The following is a 25893-nucleotide window of genomic DNA, read 5'->3' as shown; positions in this document are numbered from 1 at the left end:
TCGTTCAGTTCGTTTTGAATTTCAATTCAATCTCGTAATGAACGGCTTCTCCAGGCTCCAGCAGCTTCAAAGAATGCGCTCCGCGCTCTTCCGCTCTCCCCCGGGTCCAGCAATTGGACGGCTCGAGTCCCAGCACATGTTCGCCTGCTCCGGGCATTCTCCACTGCACCAGTCTGGGCAGCGTCCGCTGATCCCACTTCAGCTCTGCCGTCAGGCCTCCCGATGAAGAGGATAAGCCGGGTACAGGAAAAGAAGGGCTGCTGATTTGAGCGCAGATGTACGTTTGCCGTTCCAATGGCTCATGGTAGTACACTTGCTCCTTAAAACGATGATCCGGCGCCTGCCATTCATCTATCCGTGATATCTCCATATCATCATCACGCGGAGCACAGCTGCTCTCCGGCAATACGATCCGGGTATCCTCCGCAAGCAGCGGAAATCCAAAGTTGAAATGATACAGCATCAGATGCGGGGCCGGTGTAAAGCCTGCATTCTCCACGCAATCGTTAAGCAGCAGACTGTTCTCTCCAAGCCTGCTTGTAATGGTGCGGGTCAAACGCAGCTTATGTCCAAAAATGGACGTCTCCTCTATGACTCCCCGCAGTCGGATCTCATATTCATTGCCTTGCCATTCCGCCTGATACGAAGCTTGGCGTGCAGGCGTATGATGGATCTGCCCATGCAATCCATAAGCTCCGTATTCGTCCCGGCCAGCTGCACCTGCCTGCGACAATCCGCAAGTCATCAGCAACCCGCCGGAAGCCGTGTGTAGCCAGTGATTCCCCTCATCCCTGAAATAAGCGGCATGGGGATCACCGTTGGCGGCAGACCAGCTAACCGGAATCCCGCAAAATTCAGCCAAAGAGATATCCATTCCCTTGCCGGGTTGCACCCAATAGGAGAGGCCAGAGCCGGTCCGCACACGGAACACTTCCTGACCGGCCTCCGGCCCTTCTCTCATTACAAAGGGCTGCACTCCCGCAAGCTGCTCTATCCGGCCAACTCTGGCTTCCAGCTCACGACGGGTCCATTCTCTGCCATAAAGTCTTGCCATACCACCATTCCTCCTGCACCCGGGAAGGAAAGCCTCAGGCTTGTCCGGCACTCCCGAAAATTCTCATCGTACGAACAATATCCTGCTGCACTGCTTCCATAGCCCATCTGGACAGGTCATGATAATAGCTTTTGTGCTGCTGCGCGCTGTTGGCCGCCAATTTCGCCTGGAGGGTATTGGCCACTTCATGCGCCATATTGGAATAATAGTTAAGCTTGCGGATGCCGCACTGTATGGAAGTTACATAGGCAGCTTCATCCAGTCCAGACCCGCCATGCATCACCAGCGGCAGACCGGTAAGCTCTTTGATGAGCTTCAACCGCTCAAAATCCAGAACCGGTTCTGTCAGATAAACACCGTGCGCGGTCCCGTAAGCAACGGCGAGCGCATCGACATCGGTATGTGCAATAAAGGTCTGTGCCTCTTGGGGATTGGTGTATACATCGTCCGGATCATATTCTTCGATCTCTTCCTCCGCTCCGCCGCCCTCCGGACGCAGAATCTTGCCAAGCTCGGCTTCTACGGAAACTCCGAGCGCCTTGGCGATTTTGCTGATCTCATTGGTCTGGCGGATATTCTCATCCAGCGGAAGATGCGCGCCGTCGAACATCACCGACGAGAAGCCGAGCTGCATCGCCCGGATCAGAATTTCGTGATCCTGGCCGTGGTCCAGGTGTACTGCAACGGGAACCCGCGCTTGCCTCGCAGCCGCCAGTATAATGGGAGCGATCACCTCCAGCGGAACCAGCGGAATATGCACTTCCGCAAAGGACAGAATGACCGGTGAGCGCGCCTCCTCGGCCCCGGCAATGATTCCCCGGATCATCTCCAAATTAATCACATTGTACGCGCCGACGGCATAACGCTTGGCTTCGGCATCCTTCATTAACTCTTTCAGGGTCACTAATGGCATTCTTCAGCATCTCCTATGGGTTCGACATGACGTTATTCACTGCTTGATACAGCCGTTTATATTTGGCGTAATTCTCATCATAGTGCCTGCGGTTCTCCGGGCGGGGATAGAAGGTCGTGCCCTCCTTCACCAAACGGCTGGCAGCTTCTGCATAGGAAGGGAATACTCCCAGCGCCACCCCGGCCAGAATAACCGCTCCGAGAATACCTGCCTCTTCGATATCGAGGGCAATGACAGCCCTATTCATGATGTCCGCCTTGATTTGCAGCCACAGGGCGGACTTGGCACCGCCGCCGCAGGCTTTTATCTTCCTGATATTCATACCCGCTTGCTCCAGACAATCCAGATTGAGCCTCATCTCATAGGTGACGCCCTCCATCAAGGCTCTGTACAGTTCACCCTTCGTGGTGTTGAAATTCAAGCCCGCGATGACTCCAACCGCAGCCGGATTCATGTAAGGTGTGCCTGAGCCGGCAAAATGCGGCAGTACCAAAATGTCTGTAGGACCTTCTCCGGCGCTCTCGCCCATAATCTCATAGACACTCCGGCCGGACTCATCTGCCGCACATTTCTCTTCATAACCGAACTGGTCCCTGTACCACTTGAGCAGGGAGCCGCCGGTGAAATTAAACGCATAGGTGGTATAACTCCCCTGGATATAAGGAACCAGCGCCAGCTTGCTGAGCGCAAGCGCTTGGTCATTGACCTGCATTTTATCGAAGACCGGCGTGAGGCACTCTACGGTGCCAATGCCGTCTACGGCCGAGCCTTCTTCCGTGACTCCCGCGCCAAAGGCAGCACATACCTGGTCATGTCCGCCGAGCACCAGCTGAAGGTGGGCAGGCAGCCCCAGCACCTCAGCCGCTGCGGGTGAAATCCGGCCGAGCCGTGATCCAAGCTCCAGCGCCTGGGGAAATATCCCGCTCCTTAAGCCTGACGCCCGGATAATCTCCTCATCCCACTCAAGCCGGTGAACATCAAAGGCCATCGTTCTGGATGCCAGCGAATAGTCGATCACGGGTCCTGCACCCAGCTTGTAGAGAATAAATGATCCAAACGGCAGAAAGGTATGAAGCCGCTCATAAATGTCCGGCCGCTTTTCCCGATACCACATCAATTTGGAGAGGGTGTACATCGGATGGGGATGAAGACCCGTCTTGCCAATGATGTTCTCTTCTCCGATATGCTCCACCAAAACCTCCAGTTGCTCGCTTCCCCGCTTGTCAATATACAGCAGGCTGTTTCCAAGCACGCCGCCCCCGCTGTCGAGCAGAACGGCAGCCTCCCCAAAGGAAGAAACGGACAGTCCGGCAAGCATGGCAGGCGGTCGGTCATACTTAATCATTGCGGAACTGATCACAGCTTGAACCGCTTCCCACACCCGCTGCGGACTCAGCTCATAACAGCCGCTTTCCGGCGATTCCATGGGGTATTCCCTGTATGCCTGGGCCAGCACCTCACCCGTTGGAGCCATAATCAGGCATTTCGTTCCTGTTGACCCGATATCTAAGCCTATGAGATCGACGGCCATGTCCCCGATTCAGCCCCTCTCCCCATCCGGGACGTATTTCACACCGGCTAACTTATAGCGCTCAGAGATTATGCCTTGTTCCTCTATGCTCAGACAGCCTTCTTGGGTCACCTTAATTGTGGCAAAAGGCAGGCTCTCAGAAATCATGGAATAGCTGACTGCATCATCACATAAAAGCGAACATTCCCCTGCTTCCGCGCCGTACAGAACAGGCTCTATATTAAAAACGGTATCGTCCCGGACACATAGAACGGGCTCTGCCCAAGGAATTAGCGCGCCCTGTTTGATATACAGAGGAACTTCATCCTCAGCAACCTGGCGGGTGATCCATTGTCCGCCGTTCAGCCACTCTCCGGTCAATCGTTCGTACCAGCGGCCTTGAGGCAGGTAGAGCTTACGTGTGTCACCGTTACCATAGACAACAGGAGCAGCCATAAGATCCTCTCCAACCATGAACTGGTCGAAGCAATCCAGCACCTCAGAGTCACCCGGGTAATCCATCACTAAGGGACGTATAGGCGGTACCCCCTGCTGACGGTATCTGCCAAATGCGGCATACAGATAAGGAATCAGACTCATTCGGATTTGCAGAAGCTTCCTGCATTGCTGCGCCAGTTGCGGCCAATCCTCCAGCCATTCACCGGCATGGTTCTTGTCATGATCGAATTGCTTCCACGGCGGCGAAGGAATCATATAACAGTTAAGCACCGCCAGAGGCGAGAAAATCACAGCGCCAATCCGGCGCAGCAGCTCTTCCCTCGTTGCTGTCTGGCGGACCTCCGGCGACCAGAGCAGACCTGAGAAGGACGCTGTGGCCAGCCCCCGTACGAAGTCTTCATGGTCGTAGAGGTCGCTGTACAGTACATAGGGATAGGGCGCCGCGAGCGCATGGGAAGCGCGCACCTGTCCATAGGTCCGGCGATCCGCTGCCTTGAACGGGGCGAGCATCGTTTGCTGATAGAGCTGGCCGAACAAGCTGTGCATCTGCTCCCCGTCCGCCCCTCCCGGAAAACGGGCGAAATCGGGAAAACCCCAGTTGCCGATATAATCGCCGTTATCACATTCATCCAGCTTGAAGCCTGACAACCCCGCCTCAATGAAAGGCTGATGGATGTCCGTGAAGGCTTTCCGGGCCTCAGCTTGGGTGAAATCCGGCACCAGACCGTCCCATACATAGCTGTCGGCCGAATAAGGCTTCAGCTCCGGGAAGACAGGACTATCAGGATGCACATAAGCATGTTCCCACAGATTAAGCCGGTACCCCATATCATTCAGATCCTGGATCAGCCTTGTTTCATCCGGAAATCTGTTGCTGTCCCACACATAAGTACAGGAGTAGGCGTTCGTCTGCCAGCCGGGCTCCAGACCAAACATGTCGCAGGGCATCTCATCTTCCCTGATTTGCCGGGCTAACTGCAGGACATCTTCCTGATCCGCATGCCAGTCTGCTCGGTACATCACACCCAATCCCCACATCGGAGGTAACGCCCCGCCGCCGCTGAACAGATTATAGCGGCTGACCGCGTCCTTCATATCCCCGCCGCAAAACACATAAATATCTACTCCTTGCGCCGCAGGGATATCCACCAGCATATTGCCGCTTCCCTTTTTCACTTCCCAGTGCCCCTTCTCGGTGCCTGCCGATTCGAAGCCTTCCAGATCCTGCCTGCTGCCAACTCTCTTGCACCCTCCGCTGAAAAAGGTCGCGTACCGGGCCGTATCCACCAGAATGGCATAACCGGCAGTACTTACATAAAAGGGAACCGGCGCATGGGAGTCGCCCAGATCCGCGGACGGGTCGGAATTCGTTCGCAGCTTCTTCTTGCTGCCGCTCTGTCTGAACGATTTAAGCTGTAAGCCCAAACCGTATACTTCCTCTTCCGGCTCCAAGGGAATCTCCAGCAATACGGAGCCCTGGCGCGGTTGGAAATGAATGTCCTCCCTTAGAAAGGGAAGCGGATGATCTTCAAGCGCATTCAGCGCTTCGAGACATGTGACGGGCTTCAATACCGATACCGGTGTAAATTCTTCGGGTGTTCCGAAGGTCAGCTTAAAGATTCCACTGGCAATTTTCTGCATAATCCATTTCTCCTACTGTAAATAGTTTTTGGAACTATCCCTTCACGCTTCCCAGGACCAGACCAGACACGAAATAACGCTGTAAAAAAGGGTAGACGCACAAGATGGGCAACGTGGCCAGAATGATCTGCGCGCTCTTGGTCGTGCGCGGTGAGATGCTGGCCAGGAGGGCGGCGTCCTCAGACCTCACATTGCTGAAATCGAAGCTGACAATAATGGAGCGTAAATAGGTGGCGAGCGGATAGTTCTCGGTCTGGTTCATGAAGATCATTCCGTCAAACCAGCTATTCCAATGCCCTACCATAGCCAGCAGCAGGATGGTCGCAAAGGCAGGCAACGACAGCGGGAAATATAACCGCCACAGGATGGTCCAGTGTCCGGCTCCATCTATGCGGAAGGACTCATCCAGTTCCCGGGGCAGTCCTCTGAAGAAATTGATCATCAGAACGATGTTGAAGACCGCCAAGGCTGTCGGCAGAACCAGTACCATCATGGTATCCAGCATGTGGAGGGATTTCACCTGCATGTACAGGGGGACGATGCCTCCACTGAACAGGATGGTGAACATGAAAAACCATACATAAAACGTCCGCATGCTGAAATCCCTGTTCTCCCTGGAAAGGGGATAAGCTGAAATGAAGGTAACCAGCATCTGCAGGGCGCTGCCCACAAGCACACGGATCACAGCCACGCCCAAGGATCTTAGAAATTCCGGACGGGTAGCGATAAATTTATAAGCGTCCAGTGAAAAGTCCGACGGAAAAAACCGCACCTTCCCCATCGCCACCGCCGAGGCGGAGCTGAAGGAAATGGCTAACGTATTGACAATCGGCGCAATGCAGAGGATTCCCAAGAGAATGAGAAACACTTTGTTGAATACTGCGAACACGGTGCTGCCGTTCAAACGGTATTTCACCCTTGCTCCCCCTTTCAAAAAATGCGGTAATCGGCAAACTTATAGGCCATATAATAGGAGACTGAAATAAGTACTCCGGATACCAGCGATTTAAACAGTCCTACGGCTGTCGCTACGCTGTACTGCGCCTGATTGAAGGCCAGCCGGTAGACCAGCGTATCCAGGATATCGCCGGAATCGACCACCAGCGGATTGAGCAGCATGAATACCTGTTCGAACCCGGCGTTCAGCACATTGCCCAGACTGAGAGTAGCCAGAAGAATGATCGTAGGACGAATGCCGGGCAGTGTAACATGCCAGATCTGCCGCCAGCGGCTGGCTCCGTCAATCATGGCTGCTTCATATAAATCCGGATTGATGGAGGTTAGCGCAGCCATATAGATAATCGTATTGAAGCCAAAGTTCTTCCACACTTCAGTAGTGACCAGTACGCCGGGGAACAGCCGGTTGCTGGACAGGAAGCCCACCGGCTCTCCGCCAAAGGCCTGGATGAGGCTGTTAATCACCCCCTCCAGACTGAGGACATCCAGAATGATGCCGCCGAGCACCACCCAGGACAGGAAATAAGGCAGGTACATCGCGGTTTGCAGCACCCGTTTCAGCTTCTGGCCGCGCATTTCGTTCAGCAGCAGCGCAACAACGATAGGCACAATCAATGAAAATACAATTTTCAAAATCGAGATATAGATCGTGTTATACATGACTTGCCCGAAGCGGGGCATGGAAATAATATATTGGAAATTGTCCATCCCGACCCATGGACCCGCAAGCCAGCCCTTGAACACGCTAAAGTTCTGGAAAGCCATGACAATCCCCATCATCGGAATATAGCAGAATAGAACAGCCAGTATAATTCCCGGGATCAAAAACAAATGGTACGGTAATTCATGTCTGAAGCGGCTCTTCAGGTGCAAAGCTCTCACAATAGGCTACCCCTTTCATCACAAGCTGGCGTTGATCTCGTCCAGAATCTGCTGGCCGCCCAGCTTGTGCCACTCGGATACGAAGGTATCGAAGGCGTCAATAGGCTCCGCACCCATGATGATCTTCGTGAAAATTTCACGTTCATAATCGCCCAGAATGCCCATTTTGTTCAGCATCGTTTCCGTGGTGCCTCCATAAGCCTGGGGAATCAGATGATCCGTGCCATAGCCCTCCACAATCGTTTTGAAGGCTTTGACCTGGTGATACTCCATATAGCCGGTCCCCTTGCCGTCCAGATAAGCTACGCTCGGTTCGTATTTCCCCGTCTCGGTCAGAGCCTGATCCAGCTTGCTGGGATCGCGCTTCTCGATGGCTTCGATCAGGTATTCCAAAGATTTCACGGTAGCATCATCAGTCGTAAGGGTCCGGGCCAGGGACAAGTGCCCCTGTTCTACAATGGTCTGCCCTTTTTCGAAAGCAAAGAATTTCTTGACCTCGGGATCATTCCGGTTCGGACCGTAAGCCATCTCGTTGTAATCATTCAATAATTGGACGAGAATTTCGGGATGCTTATAGTCTTTGTTCACCGCATAGTAACTCACCACGGTTGTGCCTACATTGGCAAATACATCCTCGCCGTCGGCGCTTGGGGCCGCCAGTGGAGTCCAGACCATATCCGGCTGGCCCTCCAGGCCCGTACCGTACATGTATACGTTCCAGCAGCGTCCGTAGCTGATGCCGTATTTGCCGCCGCTGACCTCCTCCGTTACCTTGGTCGTATCCTTCATGCCAAACTCAGGATCAATCAGGCCGGCCTGATACATTTCTCTGAGCTTAGCCAAGGCATTCTTCATTTCAGGCTGCACGCTGCCGTAGGTGATCTTGCCGTCATCTCCTTTGAGCCAGCTCTGCGGATAGGCATGGTAGCCGTTGAAGAATCCGGTGGTGGAGGTAATCCCGTCGAATAGCCAGTTGCTGAACGCCAGCCCGCCGGTGTCGTCGATGCCGTTGCCGTCCGGGTCCTTTTCTTTGAAGGCCTTGGCCACCGCAATCACATCGTCAATGGTCTTCGGCACTGGTAAGTTAAGCTTATCCAGCCAGTCCTGCCGCACCCATAGCAGACTGGGTTCATAGATGACCGAGGTCGTGTAAGGCAAAGCCATGAGCTTGCCGTCAAAGGTAGCCGAATCCATCGCAAGGCCGCCGTCACCGGTGAGAATCTCCTTCGTCAAATCAGAAGCATGCTCCTCGAAAACATCGGTCAGATCCGCTGTCATATCTGCCTTTACCATGGTCTCCAGCTGGTTGGTGGAGGCTTCGATGACGATATCCGGAATTGATCCCGAGGCAATGACGATGTTCAGCTTCTCATTGTATTCATTCTGCAGAGCTGTCCATTCGTGTATGACGTTCAGATTGAACTTGTCAGCATAATGCCGGTACCAGATGTTGTTCGCAAAATCATCCCCTGCGGGATACCCCCAGGTGGGCAGGGAATAACGGCCTACCCGCAGGTCAATGGGTTGCTTCGGATCGGCACTGGAGCTGGCAGTGTCTTTGGTATTGGTATTGGATGGTGAGCTGCAGGCTGTCAGGGCCAAAAGAACGGTACTAATAGATAAAGCGGCAATTTTTCTCATGATTTTGCTTCCCCCTCATATTCGGTTTCTGCATGATCTCTTTATTGCACAATCAGAGCCGGCTGGCCCCAGAAGGCCCTGTCATATCCGTAGTCGCCCAAAGAATCAGTGATCAGGGTGATGATGACCGAAGTTCCGGCATATTCGGCCAGCGGGATACTGAACGGCGTCCAGGCCCCGCCCGGCATGATATCCTGCGACCACTTTACCGTTCCGTTCACCGCTATGCGGAAGCCGGCGCCCTGGGAGTCCTCCGATCCGTCCTTAATGCCGGCGAATCCCTGCAGTACAGCCTGCGGGTCTGCGGGCAAATTCAAGGCATATTCAATATGCGTCTGCCCGTGCTGCGGCGGGTGGGCATCCAGCCCCTGCTTCTCAACGCCGAGTACAGAGCCGCTTCCCGGGAATCCGCCGAACGGAGACTGGGCTTGCCCTTCGCTTCCGTCCTCGAACACCAGGCTCGAATGATATGGAGCTCCGGGTAACGATAACGGCAGCTGCACAGGAGCAGACACGTTGTGAATCAGATACACTGTACCCGAGGCAGGTGCTGTAATTTCGTAGTGATTGTTACCTAGACTTACAGACGAGGCTGCTCCGTAGCTGGATTGCACCACAGTTAAGGGCAGCGGGCTGTTCACCTTGAAGTTTACGCTGCGGTTGCCGCCGTAAGTTGCGACGGCTACTGTGGGCGCCACCCATACGGCAGAATCATTGTCCACCGTCACACCGGGATGCGTCTCCAGCCGGAGGGTCACTTCTTTGCCTGCTAATTCCGACAAATCCAGCTCCATGGCTGTAGGTGAGGCGCTTCTGCTGAACTGCTCTTCACTCAGCACCGTACGGTCCCCAGGTGCTTCTGCCTTATCCCAAGCGGATACCTTGAAGGTGACACCGTCACTGCTCGCAACATTCTGCTCGGAGCCCAGCTGCACACCGGCTTGAAAGCTCGCTGCCGCTGCTGCGGGCAGACTGATATCAAATTCCAGCCAGGTATGCCCGCCCTGCCACTGTCCTGCGTAAGGCGGATGGGCCAGGATCCGGTCGCCCCAGTGCTGCACAGTTCCTCCTCCGGGGAAGGAGTAGGAGAATCCGCCCGTGGTAGGGAACGGGGCAGCGGTTGTATGGACGGTACCGTCTCCCAGGACCTCTCCTGCTCTAACCGGTCCCTCGTAATTCAGCAGATCTATATCACCGGACTGAAGCTTGTCGTCCATAACGATGGTGGTGTGGGTGGAGCGGCTGGACAGCCGTTTTAATGCCACATCCTCCGGCCACTCATAGACATGGAATCCCTCGGGATCGCGGACCTGGTTCAAATACAGATACGTTTTGTCCGGGTCCAGCCCGAACAGCTTCTGTTCGTCATAGAGCAGCCACCCCGGAATGCTTCCCGGCAACGGATAGGTCTCTGCCCCGTACAAATAACGCATGATGTCGGTGCCCCCGCCGGAAGGGTTCCCGTCGTAGGCGGTCAGCTTCTCGCCATAGGAATCGCGTACATATTTGGCACTCCCGCCGTTTGCTGTCCTGAAAGCAAACAGAGTGGGATCTGACATATTGCTGAAATCGGCTGTAGGCTGTGCGCTCTGGTACCAGCCCGCTTCATCCAGCAATTGTTCCATCAGCGGGGTAGGATTGGCGATCTGGCCCAGATTAGGTCTTGTGAGCATGGGAATGGCCCCGAGCCGGTTCTGAACGACCTTATGCCAGGCCATGAAATAATCCTCCGTGATCGGGTTCGCATGATCAGGATGACCGTAAATGGTCGTATACGGGGCAAAAATCGCTGAGCTGGCCGGAACCACCTGATTGATTTTGCTGTCATCCCACGTTCCGCTCGCGGAGAAGATGCCATAGGCATGGCGCTGCGCAAAGGACTCATACCGTGTCGTGATTTCGTTCAGGCTCTCCCCGCCCAAGGCGATATCCGGCAGCGCTTCTCTAAGCTCGCGGTGCAGGGCGATATTGCCTTGCATCATGTTGTTGCCGTCAATCAGGCCGTTGGCATCGTTATACATGAGCAGCGACTGGTCCAGGTGCAGCGCGTCCGGTCCGACCTCATTCACCAGGGCAGTCATCTTGTTAACGAAGAGTTCCCGCCACGCCTCCGCCGCCGGATTAATAACGGCAAATGAAATCTGTTCCGATCCTGCTGTATACTCCCAGCGCTTCCGCTCCAGGGTGAACGGATCCTTCACCTGATAGGGCTGCATCTGTGTATAATTATCGTTGTTAAATGATGTTCCGAATATATTGACATACAGCATCACGCGGAATCCCAGCGCCTGGGCAGCGTCGATCCTGGCTGCGATATCCGGCTTAGGCTCATAATTGGGAAAATTCACATCATAGGGGTCCGCTCTCCAGCCGGGAACAACCAGCAGCGTCCGCTCCGCATCTACCCGCTGTGCAAGCTCCTCCAGCATCGGCTGGTCTTCCAGATCGGTCAGTACCGTGAATCCGATATCCTTGGCCCAATCCGGTGCCTTCGCGGAAGATTCAGCTAACCCAAAGGCGCCATCTGCCCACTCCCGGTACATCGCCGATCCTTTTGCCCAGTCACCGGCGTAGGCCTTAAGCCGCCAATCCGTGGAGACCGACTTGGTCGTTTGCTGAAACGGAGCGGGCGATTGCGTCTCTATTCCAACATAGAAGCTGCCGTTCTCATGCTTCACATGCAATGTTTTGAAGAAATCTGCATTGTCATCCGCATGAACCAGCAATCCGCCCTCTGCCCCCTGCACAAGAAACATCTGCGCCTCCCAGACATCGGGATAGGTGAACTGGGAGAAGCCATAGGCGGCGTCCGGTGATTCGGCAGTGAGCCGGATCCCGCCCAGTGCAGGAATAATCAGATCATACGTATCGGGGATAATGAATCCCCATTGCACGCCCGATATGCCTGGCTGCTCTGTCTGCGCATGCTGGCTGACGGTCAAGGTACCGTCATATTTACGGGCCACCGTCGTCTCCAGCTCAGCCAGCGAAGTGCCTGACCCCCAGGTATGTTCATAGGTGACATGCCCTCTCTTCGCTGAAACGGTGGAAGCTGCCGTATCATTCCACAGATTGTTCTGCGCCAGATGGCGGATACCGGTCAGCTTGCCTTCGTTGCCGCGGGCCAGATTTATCGTTCCATAGGTGAAGTCGATGGCGGCCGTGCCGGAATCAATCGTCACCTTCACATTAGCTGTATCTGCAAAACTAAGACCCGGCAGACTGCCACACCAAAGGATACACGCCACACATACCATCACTGTTCTTCTGACAACATTGATCATTACCTATCCCCTCTCTTCATCCGGAATGGAATGGACCTACATTGCAAACTGCCTGGTAATGAATTCCGCACTCCCCTCACTCACGAACAGCCCCATCCCTCCTTGCTGGAAATCATACAGCCGTGTGCTTAACGCAAGCTCCTCGTTCACATAGACTACGCATACCTGATCTTCCAGATATATGCTTAACGAGCAGGCGGTTCCGGGCAGCAATTGCAGCGGCCGCTCCATGCCGACGGCGTAGGGGACATCTCCCTTCCTCGGCCACTGGTCAACAACAATCCGGTTACGGCCCGGCTCCAGCCGGATCATATACCCCTGCCCGAACTCCTGATCGGTCCGCAGAATAATGCCGCAGCCCCGGGTGCCGGCAGCGAACGTTATCGTCGCCTCCAGCTTGCAGGCGCCGTCCGGTAATGGCCCCGCATAGGCACCGGCGAAGGAATCGGTTGCCGTAACCGCAGCCGTGCTGCCGCTGAACTTCCAGCGTCCGAGCACTTCGGTGAAGGATAAAGCGCTTTCCTGATTAAACGCAGCATTCAGGGTATCCGGCACTTTTACAAGCAGCGCACCATCCGTGCCCTGTACGACTTCATGCACAACCAGATGTCCGCCCCATTGCCAGGTGCCCCCGTCATGCTCGCCTTCCCGCGTCGGGTTCCATCCGAATGCATAACGCCGCTCACCGTCGGTCCAGGTCTTGGCGGCATAGAATGCCCGGGTATCAAGTGCATCGTTCTCGGGCGCCAGCCAAGGCCCCTGCAGCGAGCGGCTCATCCGGTAATGCGTGACCGTGCGGTCCGAGAATGTCGAGTACAGAAGGTACCACCAGTCCCCCATCCGGAACAGGTCGGGGCATTCGTGAGTCGTATACAAGTAGGGAGCCCAGAACGGATCGCGTACCTCCCAGCTGGTCAAATCCTTGGAGGCGCATAGGGCAACGCAGCCGCGGCGACCCGCGGGGCCCTTCTTCAACCGGGCGGCAAGGAGCATCCAATATTCCCCCGCCTCCTCGTTCCAGAACACAAACGGATCACGCCAGTCATGCTCCTCGTAGGCGTCCGTTGGTGCATAGAAGGCTTCCTCCGGCCGTTTTTCCCAATGTACAAAATCGCTGCTGACCGCATGCATCACTGCCTGCTGCGCCTTGCCCTCTGCCGGATAATGAAAATTGTTTCCGGTATAGAAAATATGATACAGTCCGTCTTTCTTCAGCACGCATCCCGTATAGATATACAGGTCCTGCTCAGATATCCCGCCCCTCGGCAGAACCTCTCCGTATTCCTTGTAGTGAATGAAATCCCGGGTCCCCAGCAGAAACCAGGGCGTGCCTTCACCGTGTCCTTCCCTGTCGCGCCAATCTTTCAGATACAGCAGCTTGAACTCGCCGTCTTCATAGAACGGGATAACGTCGGCCAGCCAGCCGTCTTCAGGCTTGTAGAATAATTTGCTCATGCTGCTCGTTCACTCTCCTCCATACGGTTCATTAATTTCTTCCAGGATCGCCTTACCGCCAAGCCGGTTCCAATCCTTTACGAATCTATCGAATTCATCAATGGAAACCGCCCCCATAATAATTTTGGTGAAGGTTTCCTTCTCGAGTCTGTCCAGCATGGCCCACTTCTCTGTCATCGTAGGGGTCTGTCCGCCGAAGGCAGTCATCAGCAGCCGGTCGCCGCTATAATGATCCATGGTTGTCTCGAACCCGAAATATTGATGGGCAACGGCCCAATTGTCCATATTCCCGGTTGTCAGGTAATCAAGGGTCGGCCCGTATTTGTCGGTTTCGGTGAGCGCATCCTTCAGCAGGCTTTCATCCTCGTTCCTGATGGCCTCGCGCAGTAACGACAACGACTCTGCCACATCCTCGTTGGATACGCCGGATTGGACAAAGGACAGCCTGGAGGTGTTGATCCGTCCGCCGGCTTCTTCCACGGTAATGAATTCGCCTTCGCCGCGTCTTGAGCCGTGAACCACCTCTTCATGCAGGTTCAGCATTTTCACCACGGCTTCCGGGTGCTGATAGCCTTTGCGCACTACGACATATCCGCTGGCCGAGAATCCGACGCTGGCCTTGGCCGGCACGCCATCCACCGAAGGCACCGCATACGGCTTCCACTCCATTCCGGGGTTTTGCCGTACGGCATCCAGAAATACATAGGGATTCCAGTTGGCGCCGAACGTCATGCCGAGCTTGTTCGCGGAGATATCCTCCACCACCTGGTCGCTGTCCTTGACACCGAATTCCCGGTCCAGCTGCCCGTTCCTGTACATCTCCTGAAGCTTGCCCAGCGCACGCTTCATCTCCGGCTGAATGGAACCGTACATCACTTGACCGTTCCCGTCCTTGATCCAGGTCTGCGGATAAGCGTGATACGCATTGAAGAATCCGGTAACCGAGGCAATGCCGCCATACAGGTAATTATTGATGGCCAGGCCAAAGGTATCCTGCCGGTTGTTGCCGTCGGGATCTTGCCCCGTAAATGCATCGGCAATCGCAAACACCTCCTCCAGCGTTTTGGGCTCAGGCAGACCCAATTTGTCCAGCCAGTCCGTTCGCACCCACAGCAGATTGGCTTCGTAGATCGGAGCATTGACGATGGGAATGGCCAGCAGTTTGCCGTTGAACGTGGCGGAAGCCAAGGCCGCACCGCCGTCTCCCAGCTGCAGTTTTTTGGTGCGGCCGGAAGCGAAGCGCTCGTATACCGCCGTCAGATCTTCCAATTGATCCGCATCCGCCAGCTGTTTGAGCTGGCCTGCCGAGACGGAGAACATCTCCGGCAGACTGCCCAATGCGATCAGGACATTCAGCTTACGGCTGTACTCGCCCGGCAGGGCGGTCCAATCGTGTTCAATTTCGATGCCCAGCAGGCTGCGGTACTCCCGGTACCAGATATTATCTTCAATGCTGTCACCGCCGGGATACGTCCAGGTCTGATCGACCGGACGAGCGATATGAAGCTGAATCGGCGGATCGTATTTTCCAAACGGGTAGACTTCATGTTCCGCAGAGTTCAGAATTATGCCCGTTCCGGGACTGCTCGCGCTCAGCAGCAGCGACAGAACGATTCCGTAAGACGTCAAGACTGCCAATCTCTTTCCCTTCACTTCTTATCCCCCTTCAATCTTGGAGGAGCTTCGTGAAAGTTCGCCTTATTTAGCATTATTATAGGCTCGCTTCCCCTGGCCCCTCTACTCGCCGATTTTCACTTTTGATTATCCGATTTGGATAAGGTATGCCGCTCTCTGTATTCCTGGGGAGTAATGCCGGTCTCCTTCTTGAAAAAGCGGTAGAACGATTGCTCCGTCATAAAGCCTACCGCTTTCGAAATGTCCTGCACAATCAGACTGCCGCCCTCCAGCAGCTTCTGGGCTTCAGCCAACCGGGAGGAAGCCACGTAATCCGGCAACGACTGGCCCGTTAAACGCTTATACAACCGGGTCAAGTAATACGGATTGTAGCCGACGACATCACCGATCCGGGTCAGGGAGAGATCGCCGGCCAAATGGTGCTCTACGTATAACCGGACGCGGGTAATCAAATCATGCTCGCGGTAGACCTGGTCATCCTGCTTTTGTTCAAACAGCTGCATGGCCAGCGCCGACAAATAATCTTCCGCGCTCTCCCAGGAAGGGTGGGCCTCATATCTTGTAAGCTTGTCCAAATTCATGGACTCTCCGATGACCTCATGCAGTTCCCAGCGGTTCATATAAGACAGCAACAAACACATGAGCGAATAGTAGATCTCCAGCTTCAGCCGGCTGTCGGTGCCGCGCGCAGGGGAGGCCAACGCTGCCAGCTTGCCGAATTCGAGAAAAAAATGCTCCTGCTGTCCGTTGTCCAAATAAGCCGCCATGGCTCCCAGCTTCCCCAACTGGCTGCTAATTTCATGATTGTGCAGCTCTGCCTGCTGCGCCTCCTCTCCGGCTTCCTTGCGCTGTTCGATCAGGACAAGCTCCTTGCCCATGCCGAGTCCCCGTCCCAGCAGCGCCTTCAGGGTGCTGAACTGTCGGGGCGCCTCCTCCCAGGGGCGAAATGCTGCACCCGCCGAGAACGACAGCCGCAGCTTCAGCAGCCGCTTGCAGCTCATGGCGATCGTCTCAAGCGTCCCATGGATGAACCGGAGCGCCCGCGCCCTGTCCTCCGGAGCGTCTGCCATAGGCTGCAGCAGCCATAGCAGCTTGTTCTTCTCATAACGCAGACTGAGGCAGCGCACGGAGGGGAGCCAATATTCTTCGGCAATATTCCGGATAGCGTACAGCATCAGCTCCCTGTCTGCTACACTAAGCTCGTCCCGCCAATCGTCCACACGCCCGATGGTGAGCAGTACGCCGCGGGCAGCATCCAGTGGGCATTCCAGCTCCTGGAATTTATGTGCAAGCTGGCTTACGCCCGTGCTATCCCCCTGCATCAGCTCCAGCAAATAATCACCCAGCAGCAGCGGACGGACAAGCTGTAGCTGCCGGTGCGCGCGCTCAATCAGCTCCTCTGCTTCCACCGCCGCATCCAATTGCGCAGCGGCCTGCTCCACAGCGTGAAGAATCGCTTCCTCGCCTTCTGTCTTTAACAGGTAGTCCACCCCGCCGCCGCGCATGACTTGCTGTATATAATCAAATTCGTTATATCCGCTCAAAAAAATAATTTTGCACCACGGCCAGTGACGTCTGATTTCCTGCTGCAGCTCAAGCCCGTCCATTCCCGGCATACGGATATCGGACAATACAATATCGAACTTCATCTTTCCGAGCTGCTCCAGTGCCTCCGCAGCGGAATACGCACCGTATACCTCCAGCTCCAGCTTGTCCCAATGCCCGAACAGATCAAGCAGGTTCCGTACAATCCACCGTTCATTATCGACAATCAGCAGTCTGATCATGGCTGTCTCCCTTCTTCCCGTCTTATCATCAGCAGCACCTTCAATCCGCCCAGTTCACTGCGTGATACTTCAATTCCGAACGCCGGACCATAGTTCAACTGGAGCCGGCGGTGCACATTGAGGATTCCTGTCGTCTCCATCGCTTCTTCAGCAAGAGCCAGCGTTCTGCGCAGCGCATTCAGCTGTTCTTCGTCCAGCGATTCTCCGTTGTCTTCCACCCCGATGACCAGCCGGTCCTCCCCTTCCTCCCGGAAGCTTACCCGCAGCATCCCTTCTGCCAGCTTGTTCTCCAGCCCGTGGGCATAAGCGTTCTCAATTAATGGCTGGACAATGAGCCGAGGTACCATGGAAGCCTCCCACCCCTGCGGTATGGGCTCCAGTTCGGCTGTGACCGTACCAGCGAAACGTATATTCTGAATCTCCACATAAGACCATGCGTGCTTCATCTCTGCAAGCAGACTGACCTGCTCCGCTCCACTACGTGTAATAAACTGAAAATAGCCGCTGAGGTGGTGAAGCATCCGCTCGGCTACTTCATGTTCCCTCATACGAACGAGACCCTGCAGAATGAAGAAGGTGTTGTAGAAAAAATGGGGGTTAATCTGCGATTGCAATTGCTTAAGCTCGGATTGCTGGGATCTGATCTGCTGCTCATACACCTCATGAATCAACTCCTGAATCCGCTCCAGCATATGGTTGAAGTGGTTATATACATAATTGAATTCATCCTGATTGCCGTGATAGAGCCTGACACTCAGATCACCCATCTCCACTCTCCGGAAGGAAGTAATCAGCCGCCTCATCGGCTTATGAATAAACCTGTATATCCAGTAAGAGAACACTACGGCGAGCAGCAAAGCGACCAGCGACTCTCCCCAAATCCAGTTGCGATGCTTGTTCAGCGGCTCCAGCACCGTCTCCGCAGGGACAAACACGGCCAAAGTCGTCCCCAGCAGCGGTGAAAATTCACTGGCTCCAAAATAGTCAATGCCTGCCGACTCCAGCCGGTATTGGCCGGACTCGCCGCTGTCGTTGAGCAACTCCCCGCGGAGAGCTTCCCCGAACGCAGCCAGCAGCGAGTCCTCCACACCGGAGGCAATCTGCCACTGGCCGCCGGTGTCCATCCATAGAGCTCCGCCGCCCTCCCCCTCGGCCATGCTGGAGAGTGAGCGGAGAATCTCCGGGCGTGACAGCTGAATTTCGATGGCCAGCACAGGCGGCCGGCCGGCGTACACCGCATCGGGATAGACGGCACTCATCAGCAGCTTCTCGCCCATACCGAAGATCGGTGATTTCATGTGGGCCGGGTTCAGAATGCCCTCCAGTTCTTCAGGCGGCATCGCACTGTCGAAATTGTTGGCATTGATGCTTCGGTCCAGGGAAGGAATATACAGCTTAACGTTCTCCACGAACGGGCTGGAGCTTTTGAGCAAATATAATTTGCTCTTGGCGGATAACAAGGCGCGGGTCCGTTCATAATCGTTCAACTGGTTCGGAACCGTCGCCAGCAAGAGCAAATCATCGTCATTGACATACTCCAGCTTCAGCCGCGTCAGCCGTGTCAGCTCTGTCTCCAGCGAAGTCAGATAGAAGTGGACACGGCTGGCCATGGATTCCGAGATTTGCTTCTGGACAACCTCCTGTCCGGATTGATTCATGACCAGCCCCCACAGGTAGAGCGGAATAATGACAAGCAAGAAAGCCATAACAAGTTTGGGATAAATTGAAAGCGTTCTCATAAATCTGATCAACAATATCTCTCTCCTTCCACAAGCCTCCCCTGTAGTCCCATCATACCTCTGCAGCAGGCCCTTAAACAATAATAAAGAGAGGCGGTTAGCCTCTCACATTTCAAGCAGAAATTGTATGGTTTTGTCCTCGAAGCCCGGCAGCCGTTCATGAATGAAATCGGGATAGATCTCCAGTTTCTTCTCGCAGCGGATTCGGTTGTAGGCGGCGAATTGCGTCGAAGGCGGACACACCGTATCCAGCAATCCCACACCCATCATCACCTTGCCGCTGATCCGGTCCGCCAGGTGTTGAACATCAATATAGCCGAGCCGTTCAAAAATCTCATCCTCCCGCAGGTGCTGGGGATCGCGGTGACGGAAAAACGTCCGCAGTTCCTCGTAGGCATCTCGGGCCAGGTCCATTTCCCATACCCGTTTATAATCACACAGGAACGGAACACTGGGTGCAGCCCGGTTGATCCGCGGCTCAAGCGCCGCACAGGCCAGCGCCAGCCCCCCTCCCTGCGATCCGCCGATTGCACCGACGCGGGCGGTATCCACTTCCGGCATGTCCATTACAATTCCGGCGAGCTGTGCCGCATCAAGATAGATCTGCCGGAACAGCAGCCGTTCGGGCGCATCATCCAGTCCGCGAATCAGATGCCCTTTATGTGTGGTTCCTTTGACCCCGCCAACATCTTCGGACAGTCCTCCCTGGCCTCTGCAATCCAATGTGGCTATAGTAAAGCCCAAGGAAGCATAGATTAGCTTGTCGGCCCAGTCATCCGAGTGGTGGGCGTACCCATGGAACTGCACTACCGCCGGGTGCCGACCTGCAACATGCTTCGGCTTGACCAGCTTCGCATGGATACGCGCTCCGCCTGTCCCCGTGAAATACAAATGGAAGCATTCGGCGAACGGAACCTGAAATTCGCTTCTCACCAGTTCCACACGGGCATCCGTATTTCTCATCTCTTGCAGTGCTTGTTCCCAATAAGCCTCGAAGTTGGCCGGACGGGGATTGCGTCCCTCATACGTTAATAATTGTTCTAACGGCATATCGACTAGCGGCATTAATAAGCACCTCCGTCTCTCTTGGTTTGTGTGTCCTATATCAAATACAGTACAATGTTGCCAGCAACGAAAGAAACAACCCGGAAGAAGAGGAGGCCGCACCATGAGCTTGTTGTTCAACCTGCCCGAAGTCAAGGAATTGCTGCGCAATTTCTATACATTGACCGGTATCCGCACCGTGATTTTCGACAATTCCTTCACTGAGCTGGCCGCATACCCTACCCGTCATTCGACATATTGCCATATCATCCGCAGTGATCCGCGCGCGGAGGCCCAGTGCATCCTCTGTGACCAGGCAGCCTGCACCCAAGTGAAAAAGGAGAAAGCCCTTTACACCTATCAGTGTCATGCCGGACTTACCGAAACGGTGGTTCCTATTCAAACGGACAATCAGGTCATCGGATATATTATGTTCGGCCAATTGCTGCAGACCGGGTCCCGTGATGAGTTATGGGATAAGGTCTGTGAGAATATAAGCCCCTATAATGTGGATATGAATAGACTGTACAGCGCCTTCCAGCGCAAAAAATACATCTCCAAGGAAGTCATTGATGCTTACGCCAAAACCATGGAGATGAGCGCCAGCTACCTGTATCTATCCCGGATGCTGGTGCTGAAGGAGGATACGCTGGCACAAAAGATCGACGGTTATATTACAGAGCATATCCAGGAACCGCTCTCCGTTCCCGTTCTGTGCAAAGCATTCAGCATCAGCAAATCCCATCTCTATAAGCTCTCGGAGCAGAACTTTGGCATGGGCATTGCAGAATATATCCGTAGCCTCCGTATCCAAATGGCCAAAAGGCTGCTGGGTGAAACCGACAGTCCGATTTACGAAATTGCGGAGCAAGTCGGCATTCCCGATTATAATTACTTTACCAAAGCCTTCAAAAGGGTCACCGGCACATTGCCCAGAGTCTACCGCAAAGAAAACACTTTACAAGGACGCACTCTGGACCGGTTCTAATTATAAGTGGAAGCGTATACAGCATGGGAGGCGCCATGGCTGTCTCCCGTAAGCAGCTGATTTTTATCACCCCCGGTTTATAGCTATATTGCCCTGCTCTTTGCTGATCTTATCATCCGTTCCCTGGACCAAAATAGTAATAATCGTTTGAATTAATAGTCATTTTGTTCTCAAAGGTGTGTACTATAAACAGCGCGCTTAGCTGGGCACGCGGAGACAAAAAAAGCCGGCATTCGCCGGCCCTTACTTAAATCCAAGCGCGAAGATTCACCTGCTTGATGAAATCCGCCTGGGACAAACCTTCTTGGGATGTTGTCTCTATCTCTTCCACTTCAACTTCTTCGCCGTTCATCAGGTGATGGAACAGCTTCTCGTTGTACGTTGACAATGCATAATCTATCAGCGCTTCGTGCGTGGCTCTCTCGGCTTCTGCTACCAGCAATTGCTCTTCGGCCTCAATATCCTCTGCCGTAACATAGAAATTCCGGTTAGCTTCGGGAACACGAATGACATAATCAAACGCATTATCAGGATTGCGGTCGTAAGCAATCAGGTAGCCATAGTCTCCGATAGGAAGACTCTGCTCAAAAGCGTCCGCGACAATGACAATCTTCTCTCCTAAACGCAGCATCATCCTACCTCCTGACCAAATCTATCATGGATCTGCTTGTTTCAACAGTCTACTAAAAAAAGATAGAGCTGTCCAGCAGCAGGATGATGGTAGGATGAATTTCCGCAGAAAACAGTCTGAAAATTCATGAAAGATAGCTTACTTATTGCAAAGCTTGCTAAACTGGCAATTTATTCCTTCCAGCCAACAGTGAGGCACCGGCAATGCAAATAATAATCAGGAGCACTGCGGAGACAATGGGCGCCAAGCTTACTCCGGTGCCTCCATCTGCAAGTACACCGGCAGACATTCCCGGCAGAGAAGCAGGCATCCAGTTCAGCTTAACCGGCAACAGGCCATGGACGAGGCTCATGACCGCTGCCAGCAGGAGAGCTAGACCGGCAGCAGCAGGCCCGCGCAGCCAGGCACTGAAGAGCAGCGTAAGCGACACCGCACAGAGCAGCCACAGCGCATACAGTCCGGACGCTGCAATCACATCCCGCCAGGATAGAGCCCCCATAAGCTGTACTGTATAATAAGCCGCTCCCGCTGACCCCAGCCCAATGGCAATAACCAGCACTGTGAAGTTCGCGGTCCATTTGGCTGCAACAACGGATATAGAGGAGACCGGCTTCGCCATTAACAGTTCAGAGGTACTGCTGCTGCGCTCTCCTGCCAGGCTGTTCATCGTTCCCAACACCAGAATCAGCATCCCAATTGTTCCATACTGGCCCAGGGCCTGAGCCATTACAGAGGACGCGGCCAGTCTCTCCATATTCTCCATCAATCCAGCCGGGACATTGGAAGAGAACGCCAGGATATCCGCCATATAAAAGCTGACCAGCGGCTGCATAATTCCCAGAACAATAAACACCACCGGAATCCAAATCAGCTTATAGCTGCGCACACTCTCCAGCATCTCCTTCAAATATAGAGCCCAAAGTCTCCTCATGTTCCCACCACCTTCATGAACAGGTCCTCCAGTGTCGATGAGCCTGCTTCAAATTGCAGCAGCGGAATATCCAGCTCCACAGCTTCCTGCAAGAGCGTCCGGCGGGCGAGTTCTACATCTGTGACGTTGAACACGGCCTTACCATCCGAAATTAGCGCCTCTTCAATAAAATCCTTGTGTCTAAGCGCTTCAAGCCAGCGGATAGCCGAATCTTCTTTCCCTGTAGTGAGCCGGATTACCGGCAGACTGTACTCTGCGCGGAGACTGGACAAGGTTCCTTGAACGGCTATAGTCCCCTTGTTCATCAATACGACATCATCGCATATCTCTTCCGCATCATGCAGCACATGCGTGGAGAAAATAACAGTTGTCTCCTCCCGGATGTCCCTGAGCAGCTCCATGACTTCCCGGCGTCCGATAGGATCAAGCGCGGAGACAGGCTCATCCAGCAAAAGCAGGCGCGGTCGGTGTACCAGGGCCTGGCCCAGCCCAAGGCGCTGCTTCATCCCCCCGGAATAACCGCCAATCCGTCGCCGTGCCGCAGAGCCTAGTCCCACACGCTCCAGCACAGCGCCCGATGCCGCCGCAGCCTCCCGTGCATTCATGCCGCTCATCCTGGCGGCAAATAAGATGTATTCGTGACCGCTCATCCAGTTGTAAAAAGCCGGGGCTTGGGGGAGATAACCCAAATACTGACGGTAATCCGTCCCCGGAGAGCCCCCGCCAAAAGTGATCGTTCCGGCAGTCTGCGGCAGAAGACCGGCAAGCATACGCAGCGTTGTAGTCTTCCCGGCTCCATTGGGTCCGAGCAGCGCGACACAGCGTCCTGCTTCAATTCCAAAGCTGATGCCGTTCACCGAGGGATGCCCCTTAAAGCTCTTGTGAAGATCCTTGACCTCAAGCAGCGGCATCAGAATTCTTTCCTTCCCAGAGTGAAGTAAGCCACGCTGCCCAGCAGGTTACCAAAAATCAAGAACAGAACCCACATCCATTTCGGTCCGCGTACTTGCTCTGTCTTGCTCAATGAAATCAGACCGATTATTGCCAGCACTACCTGCAGTGCAAGCAGCGGCCCAATCAATCCCCAATTCAAATCCTTCATAAAGGTATCCTCCTTGTCTCCCTGGCAAGGGACTATTGTCTCAGCGGCTCCTTCCAGTCTTCCGTTTGCGCTTATCTGGAAGAACTACAAACAGCAGGTAACATACTGCCGGTGACGGTGCACCGGTAAGTCCCCAGATTCCCCAGAACCAGGCCTTCATCCCCTGACCTCTGTCCCTGGCATCACGGAACAGCCAGGTTCCCTGCAGCAGCAGCACAACTGCAAGAATTATCCAAATCCAAACAGGTATCTCCTGCAGCTCTTTCACGATTATGATTCCTCCCGCCCGTGTCTGATCCGCGCTGCTCCCAGGCTGCCAAGTGCGCTCAGAATGAACACTGCCTGCAGACTCCAATACAGCACCGGCGCCGTACTTAGAACAGAAATCACTATGGTAACCAGCACAAGAGCCACTAGAATGAATAGCAGCAGTTCCTTACGGCGCCGCTTCCTCCGGCGGACAGCTTCCCCGGCAATAAGCTGCTCCAGCTCCGGCAAGGAGGGCGGAGTAACATCGGCGTACAGCATATCCAGATGATCCAGTTCTTCGGACAGCTTACCCAGCAGCTCCTCGTCACTCTTAAACCTCATCCTCATTCAGCTCCTTTCGCAGTTGACCCAGTCCGGCAGCTACCCGTGATTTGACCGTTCCGGAAGGGATCTCCAGCATCTCCCCGATCTCATCGTAGCTGTATCCGTAATAATGCTTCAGCAGCACAGCCATTCTGTGCGCAGAGGATAGACGCGACAAGGCATCGAGCACTTCACTCCACTCCATATTCCGGCTCTCAAAGCTCCAGCGCAGACTGCGGTTCCCCTGCTCCTGCATCTGCCCTTCCCGCCACTGTGCCTCCCGGCTCCAGCGCCGCTTACGGTCAATATACAACCGGCTGCCAATGGTAATTAGCCATGAAGAGAATGCCGAGGTCCCATTATAAGTCCCGATCTTCTCCATGCATCTGACCATCGTGTCCTGAGCAATCTCTTCCGCAAGCAAAGGGTCAAGTGTCGCTTTGATCAGATACTTGTACAGGAAGGGATAATGCTCCCGCAGCAACACCGCCAGTGCGGCAGCGTCACCCTGCTGTGCCTGACTGATCATCTCCAGCGTCGTGTCGCCCATAGCCCCTCCCCTTATCTCTTCTGTCACACCTGTAATACGTCTATGTAATAGTTATCGTTCATTCCGAGTCAGAATTATTCTGCAGCTCCCACAGTCTGCGTCTCCATGGCTGAATAGCCCCCTTGCCTCCGGGAAAGCTCCAGAACAGCGTATACTTAGTATCACTCTTCCCGGCCAGATCATTCACTTCATTCCGCTCCGCTATCAATGAATCTTTCGCTTCCAATTCCCCATAATCCAACTGGCAATGCATATTATCCTTCATTCTGCTTCCCCCAATAAAATTCATCTCTATAGGCAAAAAAAAGAACGCAAACCGGGATTATTCCACAGTCTGCGTGCTTCGCGAGGTAAATGTTACATTTAATTAACCATATTGTAACAATCTGGCCCCGGCTTGTCTACCTCTAATTTCCCGGTTTGTGTCAAATCCGGCCAAAAGATGTCGTTACACGGCAAACGGAAACGGCTATGGCGTCCTCTTACATCGGGACATAAGGGTTGTGAAGCTTTTCATAGCCGATTGAGGTTCGCGGACCATGTCCGGGAAACACTCTCACTTCCTCATCCAGCCGGTAGAGCTTGCCGCGGATCGAGTCAATCAGATCCCGTTCTCTGCCGCCCGGAAGATCGGTACGTCCCACTCCCATTTTGAACAAGACATCACCGGCGAACAAATCATTCCCGCACAGGAAGCTGACGCTTCCCGGTGAATGTCCCGGTGTATGCAGCACCCGGAAAGAAAGACCTAGCAGCTTCAGAATCTGGCCTTCCGCCAGATCGTATTCTGCCGGATCTGTGCTGACGGGAGGCGTGGTATCAGGCCACATCAAGGAGCCGTTCAGCTTCGGGCTGCCCAGCCACTCACTCTCCAGCGGATGGATATAAACCGGGCACTTCTTCGCTTTGCGGACCTCGTCCAGCCCGGCAATATGGTCGAAATGGGCATGCGTCAGCAGAATCGCTTCAATCTCCATTCCCTCAGCGCCGCGGAGCAGACCCGCAGGATTAGCACCCGGATCAATGATGACACCGCGCTTAGGGTCTGCCCCCGTCAGAAGGTAGGCATTGGTCTGGAGTGCCCCTAGATTATAAGAACGAATATTAAGCATCGGCA

The 25893-nt window shown here is 54.3% G+C and carries 23 protein-coding genes; 1 reads left to right on the top strand and 22 read right to left on the bottom strand.

Going from position 1 to position 25893, the window contains the following annotated elements; translation table 11 throughout:
• Positions 1 to 4: 4 nt before the first annotated feature.
• The 13 genes from NSS64_RS01165 to NSS64_RS01105 form a co-directional block, all read right to left on the bottom strand.
• Positions 5 to 1054 carry an aldose 1-epimerase family protein gene (locus NSS64_RS01165; RefSeq protein WP_341138947.1) on the bottom strand — a complete coding sequence of 350 codons (1050 nt, stop codon included), beginning with the start codon at positions 1052 to 1054 and terminating at the stop codon, positions 5 to 7.
• A gap of 34 nt (positions 1055 to 1088) precedes the next feature.
• Positions 1089 to 1967, bottom strand: a complete 879-nt coding sequence (locus tag NSS64_RS01160; RefSeq protein WP_341138946.1) for a class II fructose-bisphosphate aldolase — start codon at positions 1965 to 1967, stop codon at positions 1089 to 1091.
• Positions 1968 to 1980: 13 nt separating this feature from the next.
• Positions 1981 to 3498 (bottom strand): FGGY-family carbohydrate kinase, encoded by a 1518-nt coding sequence (locus tag NSS64_RS01155; protein WP_341138945.1) that lies wholly within the window; start codon positions 3496 to 3498, stop codon positions 1981 to 1983.
• A 9-nt stretch (positions 3499 to 3507) separates the two neighbouring features.
• Positions 3508 to 5577: a TIM-barrel domain-containing protein gene (locus NSS64_RS01150; protein WP_341138944.1), complete on the bottom strand. Its 2070-nt coding sequence runs from the start codon at positions 5575 to 5577 to the stop codon at positions 3508 to 3510.
• 34 nt (positions 5578 to 5611) lie between these two features.
• On the bottom strand, positions 5612 to 6493 hold the full coding sequence (locus NSS64_RS01145) for a carbohydrate ABC transporter permease (protein WP_042139988.1): 882 nt from the start codon (positions 6491 to 6493) through the stop codon (positions 5612 to 5614).
• Positions 6494 to 6507: 14 nt separating this feature from the next.
• Positions 6508 to 7416, bottom strand: coding sequence for an ABC transporter permease (locus NSS64_RS01140; RefSeq protein ID WP_442950218.1), 909 nt, complete (start codon positions 7414 to 7416; stop codon positions 6508 to 6510).
• 18 nt (positions 7417 to 7434) lie between these two features.
• Positions 7435 to 9057, bottom strand: coding sequence for an extracellular solute-binding protein (locus tag NSS64_RS01135; protein WP_341138943.1), 1623 nt, complete (start codon positions 9055 to 9057; stop codon positions 7435 to 7437).
• Between the two features lie 41 nt (positions 9058 to 9098).
• Positions 9099 to 12341, bottom strand: coding sequence for a DUF6259 domain-containing protein (locus NSS64_RS01130; protein WP_341138942.1), 3243 nt, complete (start codon positions 12339 to 12341; stop codon positions 9099 to 9101).
• A 36-nt stretch (positions 12342 to 12377) separates the two neighbouring features.
• Entirely contained in the window at positions 12378 to 13796 is a 1419-nt protein-coding gene (locus NSS64_RS01125; RefSeq protein ID WP_341138941.1) for a family 43 glycosylhydrolase, read from the bottom strand.
• A gap of 9 nt (positions 13797 to 13805) precedes the next feature.
• Positions 13806 to 15449, bottom strand: coding sequence for an extracellular solute-binding protein (locus NSS64_RS01120; RefSeq protein ID WP_341138940.1), 1644 nt, complete (start codon positions 15447 to 15449; stop codon positions 13806 to 13808).
• A 98-nt stretch (positions 15450 to 15547) separates the two neighbouring features.
• Positions 15548 to 17218 carry a response regulator gene (locus NSS64_RS01115; protein WP_341138939.1) on the bottom strand — a complete coding sequence of 557 codons (1671 nt, stop codon included), beginning with the start codon at positions 17216 to 17218 and terminating at the stop codon, positions 15548 to 15550.
• The gene (locus tag NSS64_RS01110; protein WP_341138938.1) at positions 17215 to 18876 is read right to left on the bottom strand and encodes a sensor histidine kinase; all 1662 of its coding nucleotides are present in this window, start codon (positions 18874 to 18876) and stop codon (positions 17215 to 17217) included. The genes NSS64_RS01115 and NSS64_RS01110 overlap by 4 nt, the downstream gene beginning before the upstream one ends.
• A gap of 186 nt (positions 18877 to 19062) precedes the next feature.
• Entirely contained in the window at positions 19063 to 20022 is a 960-nt protein-coding gene (locus tag NSS64_RS01105) for an acetylxylan esterase (protein WP_341138937.1), read from the bottom strand.
• A 103-nt stretch (positions 20023 to 20125) separates the two neighbouring features.
• Here NSS64_RS01105 and NSS64_RS01100 point away from each other — a divergent pair, with 103 nt between their 5' ends.
• A complete protein-coding gene (locus NSS64_RS01100; RefSeq protein WP_341138936.1) occupies positions 20126 to 20989 on the top strand; it encodes a PocR ligand-binding domain-containing protein in 864 nt (287 codons plus the stop codon).
• Between the two features lie 247 nt (positions 20990 to 21236).
• Here NSS64_RS01100 and NSS64_RS01095 read toward each other — a convergent pair whose 3' ends face one another.
• From NSS64_RS01095 to NSS64_RS01055, 9 genes are all read right to left on the bottom strand, one after another.
• Complete coding sequence (locus NSS64_RS01095) at positions 21237 to 21620, bottom strand: ATPase (protein WP_339314978.1); 384 nt, start codon at positions 21618 to 21620, stop codon at positions 21237 to 21239.
• A 157-nt stretch (positions 21621 to 21777) separates the two neighbouring features.
• On the bottom strand, positions 21778 to 22551 hold the full coding sequence (locus NSS64_RS01090; protein ID WP_341138935.1) for an ABC transporter permease subunit: 774 nt from the start codon (positions 22549 to 22551) through the stop codon (positions 21778 to 21780).
• Positions 22548 to 23462 carry an ABC transporter ATP-binding protein gene (locus NSS64_RS01085; protein WP_341138934.1) on the bottom strand — a complete coding sequence of 305 codons (915 nt, stop codon included), beginning with the start codon at positions 23460 to 23462 and terminating at the stop codon, positions 22548 to 22550. The genes NSS64_RS01090 and NSS64_RS01085 overlap by 4 nt, the downstream gene beginning before the upstream one ends.
• The gene (locus tag NSS64_RS01080; RefSeq protein WP_036726214.1) at positions 23462 to 23653 is read right to left on the bottom strand and encodes a PLD nuclease N-terminal domain-containing protein; all 192 of its coding nucleotides are present in this window, start codon (positions 23651 to 23653) and stop codon (positions 23462 to 23464) included. Before NSS64_RS01080 ends, NSS64_RS01085 begins: the two co-directional genes overlap by 1 nt.
• 40 nt (positions 23654 to 23693) lie before the next feature.
• Positions 23694 to 23921: a hypothetical protein gene (locus tag NSS64_RS01075; protein ID WP_341138933.1), complete on the bottom strand. Its 228-nt coding sequence runs from the start codon at positions 23919 to 23921 to the stop codon at positions 23694 to 23696.
• 2 nt (positions 23922 to 23923) lie between these two features.
• Positions 23924 to 24244: a YxlC family protein gene (locus NSS64_RS01070; protein WP_209879987.1), complete on the bottom strand. Its 321-nt coding sequence runs from the start codon at positions 24242 to 24244 to the stop codon at positions 23924 to 23926.
• Entirely contained in the window at positions 24234 to 24776 is a 543-nt protein-coding gene (gene sigY / locus NSS64_RS01065) for an RNA polymerase sigma factor SigY (protein WP_209880030.1), read from the bottom strand. Before sigY ends, NSS64_RS01070 begins: the two co-directional genes overlap by 11 nt.
• A gap of 58 nt (positions 24777 to 24834) precedes the next feature.
• The gene (locus tag NSS64_RS01060) at positions 24835 to 25041 is read right to left on the bottom strand and encodes a hypothetical protein (protein ID WP_036726218.1); all 207 of its coding nucleotides are present in this window, start codon (positions 25039 to 25041) and stop codon (positions 24835 to 24837) included.
• Between the two features lie 217 nt (positions 25042 to 25258).
• Positions 25259 to 25888, bottom strand: coding sequence for an MBL fold metallo-hydrolase (locus NSS64_RS01055; RefSeq protein WP_036726226.1), 630 nt, complete (start codon positions 25886 to 25888; stop codon positions 25259 to 25261).
• Positions 25889 to 25893 lie beyond the last annotated feature (5 nt).

It is taken from the genome of Paenibacillus sp. FSL H8-0122, from assembly GCF_038005345.1.
Classification (GTDB): domain Bacteria; phylum Bacillota; class Bacilli; order Paenibacillales; family Paenibacillaceae; genus Paenibacillus_AQ.
The sequence above is the reverse complement of the archived record's forward strand: the minus strand, read 5'-3'. Positions and strand labels throughout refer to the sequence as shown.

Bases quoted from the DNA above. Each gene is read 5' to 3' on its own strand.
- NSS64_RS01165 (WP_341138947.1), bottom strand. From the start codon at position 1,054: ATGGCAAGACTTTATGGCAGAGAATGGACCCGTCGTGAGCTGGAAGCC.
- NSS64_RS01160 (WP_341138946.1), bottom strand. From the start codon at position 1,967: ATGCCATTAGTGACCCTGAAAGAGTTAATGAAGGATGCCGAAGCCAAG.
- NSS64_RS01155 (WP_341138945.1), bottom strand. From the start codon at position 3,498: ATGGCCGTCGATCTCATAGGCTTAGATATCGGGTCAACAGGAACGAAA.
- NSS64_RS01150 (WP_341138944.1), bottom strand. From the start codon at position 5,577: ATGCAGAAAATTGCCAGTGGAATCTTTAAGCTGACCTTCGGAACACCC.
- NSS64_RS01135 (WP_341138943.1), bottom strand. From the start codon at position 9,057: ATGAGAAAAATTGCCGCTTTATCTATTAGTACCGTTCTTTTGGCCCTG.
- NSS64_RS01130 (WP_341138942.1), bottom strand. From the start codon at position 12,341: ATGATCAATGTTGTCAGAAGAACAGTGATGGTATGTGTGGCGTGTATC.
- NSS64_RS01125 (WP_341138941.1), bottom strand. From the start codon at position 13,796: ATGAGCAAATTATTCTACAAGCCTGAAGACGGCTGGCTGGCCGACGTT.
- NSS64_RS01115 (WP_341138939.1), bottom strand. From the start codon at position 17,218: ATGATCAGACTGCTGATTGTCGATAATGAACGGTGGATTGTACGGAAC.
- NSS64_RS01110 (WP_341138938.1), bottom strand. From the start codon at position 18,876: ATGAATCAATCCGGACAGGAGGTTGTCCAGAAGCAAATCTCGGAATCC.
- NSS64_RS01105 (WP_341138937.1), bottom strand. From the start codon at position 20,022: ATGCCGCTAGTCGATATGCCGTTAGAACAATTATTAACGTATGAGGGA.
- NSS64_RS01100 (WP_341138936.1), top strand. From the start codon at position 20,126: ATGAGCTTGTTGTTCAACCTGCCCGAAGTCAAGGAATTGCTGCGCAAT.
- NSS64_RS01095 (WP_339314978.1), bottom strand. From the start codon at position 21,620: ATGCTGCGTTTAGGAGAGAAGATTGTCATTGTCGCGGACGCTTTTGAG.
- NSS64_RS01090 (WP_341138935.1), bottom strand. From the start codon at position 22,551: ATGAGGAGACTTTGGGCTCTATATTTGAAGGAGATGCTGGAGAGTGTG.
- NSS64_RS01085 (WP_341138934.1), bottom strand. From the start codon at position 23,462: ATGCCGCTGCTTGAGGTCAAGGATCTTCACAAGAGCTTTAAGGGGCAT.
- NSS64_RS01080 (WP_036726214.1), bottom strand. From the start codon at position 23,653: ATGAAGGATTTGAATTGGGGATTGATTGGGCCGCTGCTTGCACTGCAG.
- NSS64_RS01070 (WP_209879987.1), bottom strand. From the start codon at position 24,244: ATGAGGTTTAAGAGTGACGAGGAGCTGCTGGGTAAGCTGTCCGAAGAA.
- sigY (WP_209880030.1), bottom strand. From the start codon at position 24,776: ATGGGCGACACGACGCTGGAGATGATCAGTCAGGCACAGCAGGGTGAC.
- NSS64_RS01060 (WP_036726218.1), bottom strand. From the start codon at position 25,041: ATGAAGGATAATATGCATTGCCAGTTGGATTATGGGGAATTGGAAGCG.
- NSS64_RS01055 (WP_036726226.1), bottom strand. From the start codon at position 25,888: ATGCTTAATATTCGTTCTTATAATCTAGGGGCACTCCAGACCAATGCC.